We start from the raw sequence: 4,802 nt of genomic DNA, 5'->3' as shown, positions 1-4,802 counted from the left end.
GGACTCGAACCCGTGACCCCATGCGTGACAGGCATGTATTCTAACCAACTGAACTAACGCACCAATAATTTTAATAATCTTTCTTCCGATACTTTCTCTCTCGATTGTGGGTGCAAAGGTACGCATTATTTTTAAATCTGCAAGCATTTTGGCAAAAACCATTAAAAAAATATTCTCCGACTCCCTTTACCTTCCCATCCTAAAAATTACGATATTGTTATTATTTTAATCTTTTCAACAAACTTCTTGTTATAAAATTTAGCTCATTAGCAATAATTCGCTATTTTTGTGCACTCAATAGATTAAAATCGAAAATTAGGGAAAAAGATGAATACAACTGCAAAATTATTGTTGCACTGCCCAGACCAACCAGGCATTTTGGCAGAAGTCACAAACTTTATTACAATTAACAGAGGTAATATTGTCTACTTAGACCAATATGTGGACCATGTAGAAAATATATTTTTCATGCGTATAGAATGGGAAATAAAGGATTTCTTTATTCCTAAAGATAAAATAGAAGATTATTTTGAAACATTGTATGCCCAAAAATATGAAATGAAATTCCGTCTTTATTTCTCGGATGTAAAACCCAAAATGGCCATATTTGTTTCCAAACTGTCCCATTGCCTGTTCGATATGCTGGCACGCTACACTGCCGGAGAATGGAATGTGGAAATTCCGCTGATTATAAGTAACCATCCCGATCTGCAGCATGTAGCAGAACGCTTCGGTATACCATTCTATCTCTTCCCTATTACCAAAGAGAACAAAATGGAACAGGAAAAAGCAGAAATGGAGCTGTTGGAACAACATAACATCAATTTCATTGTACTGGCACGCTATATGCAAGTGATTTCCGAACAAATGATTGAAGCATACCCCAACCGTATCATCAACATACACCACTCTTTCCTCCCTGCGTTCGTTGGTGCAAAACCTTATCATGCAGCGTTTGAACGAGGAGTAAAAATCATTGGTGCGACCAGCCATTATGTTACCTCCGAACTAGATGCCGGTCCTATCATTGAGCAAGATGTAGTACGCATCACACACAAGGACACTGTGCAGGATTTAGTAAGTAAAGGTAAAGACTTGGAAAAAATAGTCCTTTCTCGTGCTGTTCAGAAACATATTGAACGAAAAGTATTGGCTTATAAAAATAAAACAGTTATCTTTAGCTGATGAAAATTGCTGTCGTAAAATATAATGCAGGAAACATCTACTCCGTAAACTATGCATTGAAGCGCCTTGGAGTAGAAGCAACCATCACTTCCGATAAGGAACTATTGATGAGTGCCGACAAAGTTATCTTCCCCGGTGTGGGCGAAGCCGAAACAACCATGAGCCATCTCCGGAAAAACCGGCTGGATGAAGTTATCAAAAACTTAAAACAACCTGTACTAGGTATCTGCCTGGGAATGCAGCTGATGTGCCGGCACTCCGAAGAAGGAAATGCCGATTGCTTGGGCATCTTTGATACTGATGTAAAGTTGTTCAGCCCCACCCGGCATGAAGACAAAGTACCCCATATGGGATGGAACACCCTGACCCATGTACGCAGCGACCTGTTCAAAGGATTCACCAAAGAAGAATTTGTGTACTTCGTACATAGCTTCTATGTGCCCCTGAACGAGTTTACGGCAGCACAAACAGATTATATCCTCCCCTACAGTTCGGCCTTGCACAAAGATAATTTTTATGCAACACAGTTTCATCCCGAAAAGAGTGGAGCCGTGGGCGAACGAATCCTGAGGAACTTTTTAGAATTGTGAACCATTACATTATATATAATAATGTATAAGAAGAAATAGATATGATAGAGTTAATTCCTGCCATCGACATTATTGATGGCAAATGCGTCCGTCTTTCTCAAGGAGATTATAGCACACAGAAAGTATATAACGAAAACCCGGTTGAGGTTGCCAAAGAATTTGAAGCTCATGGGATTCATCGTCTGCACATTGTCGATTTGGATGGAGCAGCCTCACGCCATGTTGTGAATTACCGTGTACTGGACCAAATCGCCAGCCGTACTTCTCTGGTCATTGATTTTGGAGGAGGGATAAAGACAGACGAGGATCTAGTCATCGCTTTCGATAATGGCGCACAAATGGTAACTCTGGGCAGCGTAGCCGTGAAAAATCCCAGACTTTTCAAAAAATGGCTGGAACAATACGGAAACGAGAAAATCATTCTGGGAGCTGATGTAAAGAAGAATAAAATTTCTGTCAATGGCTGGAAAGAGGAAAGTCAGCAGCAGTTGATCCCTTTTTTGAAAGATTATACTAAAGAAGGAGTTTTCAAGGTGTTGTGTACCGACATCAGCCGTGACGGAATGTTGCAAGGGCCTTCCGTGGAACTATACCAGCAAATCCTGAAGGAGTTCCCGGATATGCATCTGATAGCCAGCGGAGGAGTAAGCTGTATACAGGATATTATCGACCTGGAAATAGCCAAAGTCCCGGCTGTTGTTTTCGGCAAGGCGTTATACGAGGGAAAAATTACATTGAAAGACTTAAACCGTTTCATGTAAGAACAAATTATGTTAGCAAAAAGAATCATACCTTGCCTGGACATCAAAGACGGGCAGACCGTAAAAGGAACCAATTTCGTAAACTTACGTCAAGCAGGTGATCCGGTAGAACTGGGGCATACCTACAGTGAACAGGGAGCTGACGAGCTGGTCTTTCTTGACATCACTGCCAGCCATGAAGGACGCAAAACCTTTACCGATTTGGTAAAACGGGTGGCGGCTAATATCAATATCCCCTTTACTGTAGGAGGAGGTATAAACGAACTGAACGATGTAGACCGGCTATTGAACGCGGGAGCTGACAAAGTTTCTATCAATTCATCAGCCATCCGTAATCCGGATTTGGTAGACAAGATTGCCAAACATTTCGGTTCACAAGTTTGTGTGGTAGCCATTGACGCCAAGCAGACCGAAACTGGCTGGAAATGCTATCTGAACGGTGGCCGGATTGAAACCGACAAGTACCTGTTTGACTGGGCTAAAGAAGTGAACAACCGCGGGGCAGGAGAAATTCTCTTCACGAGCATGAACCATGACGGAGTGAAAAACGGATATGCCAACGAAGCCCTCTCCACCCTGGCCGATTTACTGACAATTCCCGTCATCGCATCTGGAGGCGCCGGATGCATGGAACATTTCCGCGATACATTTGCAAAAGGGAAAGCAGATGCAGCATTAGCAGCCAGCGTTTTTCATTTCGGAGAGATTAAAATTCCCGAATTAAAACAGTATCTTTGCGAGCAAGGAATTAATGTGAGGTTATAACTCTGTTTTTAATTGCATCTAAATCTGTTTCCATTACCATCCCAGACAGGGTGAAAGACTGGCAAACGACCTTCAGGTCCTCATTCCACTCTGAATGACGATGCTGATGAAATTTTAAACAAGTTCTATACAACACCGATAATATAACAATAAAAATATAGAAAAATGGATTTGAATTTTGAAAAAATGAACGGGTTGATCCCCGCCATCATACAAGACAACAGCACCAACAAAGTACTGATGTTAGGGTTTATGAATGAAGAAGCATACCGAAAAACAATGGAAACTGGTAAAGTAACTTTCTTCAGCCGTACCAAGAACCGCCTGTGGACAAAAGGTGAAGAAAGCGGGAATTTCCTGAATGTTGTTTCTATAAAAGAAGACTGTGACAAGGATACCCTGCTGATCAAAGTAAATCCGGCAGGTCCTGTATGTCACACCGGAACAGATACTTGCTGGGGAGAAGAAAACAAAGAAGACATCATGTTCCTAAAGGAATTACAAGATTTCATTGACAAACGTCATGAGGAAATGCCCGCAGGCTCTTACACCACCAGCCTGTTCGAATCCGGTATCAACAAAATGGCACAGAAAGTAGGTGAAGAAGCCGTGGAAACGGTTATCGAAGCTTGTAACGGAACCGACGAACGCCTTATCTACGAAGGAGCCGATCTGATATACCACATGATTGTACTGCTCACCTCAAAAGGCTATCGCATCGAGGACCTTGCCCGTGAATTGAAAGAACGTCATAGCGCTACGTGGAAAAAACACTAAAATGATGGACGAAGCTCTCATTCGATATAAAAACGTATATATCAACCAACAAGAATTAGGCGTATTGGAAGATGTAAACCTGGAACTGAACAAGGGTGAATTTGTTTACCTCATTGGGAAAGTCGGTTCCGGAAAGACCTCATTACTGAAAACAATTTACGGTGAGCTGGATATACAGTCAGGAGAAGCCGAGGTGCTAGGCTACAACATGACTAACATCAAGCGGAAGCATATTCCCGAACTGCGCCGCCGTTTAGGCATTGTCTTTCAAGATTTTCAGTTACTGACAGACCGCACCGTACACGCTAACCTCAGTTTTGTATTGCGCGCCACCGGATGGACAAACAAAGCAACCATCAAAGCACGCATTGAAGAAGTACTGGACCAAGTGGGAATGACCGGTAAAGGATACAAAATGCCCAACGAACTATCGGGTGGCGAACAACAACGCATTGTTATCGCCCGTGCCATCCTAAACCGGCCGGACATTATTCTGGCCGATGAGCCGACGGGTAACCTGGACACGGAAACAGGGCGCAAAATTGTAGAACTTCTGAAATCCATTTGTGCTACAGGCTCCGCCATCATGATGACCACCCATAATCTGCATCTCTTGTCGGAATATCCGGGAGTTGTCTACCGTTTTGAGAATCATCATATCAAAGAAGTGACTCACGAATACAGCCGGATGGAAAGAAGTCAAAATGAGACCGAAAAAGGAGAA

The 4,802-nt window shown here is 42.6% G+C and carries 6 protein-coding genes; all 6 read left to right on the top strand.

Going from position 1 to position 4,802, the window contains the following annotated elements; all coding sequences use genetic code 11:
- Positions 1 to 327: 327 nt before the first annotated feature.
- The gene (gene purU / locus AB5935_RS23470; protein ID WP_007832621.1) at positions 328 to 1,185 is read left to right on the top strand and encodes a formyltetrahydrofolate deformylase; all 858 of its coding nucleotides are present in this window, start codon (positions 328 to 330) and stop codon (positions 1,183 to 1,185) included.
- Positions 1,185 to 1,775, top strand: a complete 591-nt coding sequence (gene hisH, locus AB5935_RS23465) for an imidazole glycerol phosphate synthase subunit HisH (RefSeq protein ID WP_007846547.1) — start codon at positions 1,185 to 1,187, stop codon at positions 1,773 to 1,775. Before purU ends, hisH begins: the two co-directional genes overlap by 1 nt.
- A 41-nt stretch (positions 1,776 to 1,816) precedes the next feature.
- Positions 1,817 to 2,536, top strand: a complete 720-nt coding sequence (gene hisA / locus AB5935_RS23460) for a 1-(5-phosphoribosyl)-5-[(5-phosphoribosylamino)methylideneamino]imidazole-4-carboxamide isomerase (RefSeq protein ID WP_007846545.1) — start codon at positions 1,817 to 1,819, stop codon at positions 2,534 to 2,536.
- Between the two features lie 9 nt (positions 2,537 to 2,545).
- Positions 2,546 to 3,301 (top strand): imidazole glycerol phosphate synthase subunit HisF, encoded by a 756-nt coding sequence (hisF, locus tag AB5935_RS23455; protein ID WP_007832615.1) that lies wholly within the window; start codon positions 2,546 to 2,548, stop codon positions 3,299 to 3,301.
- 165 nt (positions 3,302 to 3,466) lie between these two features.
- The gene (gene hisIE, locus AB5935_RS23450) at positions 3,467 to 4,078 is read left to right on the top strand and encodes a bifunctional phosphoribosyl-AMP cyclohydrolase/phosphoribosyl-ATP diphosphatase HisIE (protein ID WP_007832614.1); all 612 of its coding nucleotides are present in this window, start codon (positions 3,467 to 3,469) and stop codon (positions 4,076 to 4,078) included.
- Position 4,079: 1 nt separating this feature from the next.
- On the top strand, positions 4,080 to 4,802 hold a 723-nt coding region (locus tag AB5935_RS23445; RefSeq protein WP_368327621.1), incomplete at its 3' end, for a cell division ATP-binding protein FtsE.

Origin of the sequence: Phocaeicola sp. RTP21198st1_B8_RTP21198_201120 (assembly GCF_040929485.1) — a bacterium.
GTDB lineage: Bacteria > Bacteroidota > Bacteroidia > Bacteroidales > Bacteroidaceae > Phocaeicola > Phocaeicola dorei.
Note: the sequence above shows the minus strand (reverse complement) of the source record. Positions and strands in the feature narration are given on the sequence as shown.

Excerpts from the sequence above, each read along its gene's own strand:
- purU (WP_007832621.1), top strand. The coding sequence starts at position 328 with ATGAATACAACTGCAAAATTATTGTTGCACTGCCCAGACCAACCAGGC.
- hisH (WP_007846547.1), top strand. The coding sequence starts at position 1,185 with ATGAAAATTGCTGTCGTAAAATATAATGCAGGAAACATCTACTCCGTA.
- hisA (WP_007846545.1), top strand. The coding sequence starts at position 1,817 with ATGATAGAGTTAATTCCTGCCATCGACATTATTGATGGCAAATGCGTC.
- hisF (WP_007832615.1), top strand. The coding sequence starts at position 2,546 with ATGTTAGCAAAAAGAATCATACCTTGCCTGGACATCAAAGACGGGCAG.
- hisIE (WP_007832614.1), top strand. The coding sequence starts at position 3,467 with ATGGATTTGAATTTTGAAAAAATGAACGGGTTGATCCCCGCCATCATA.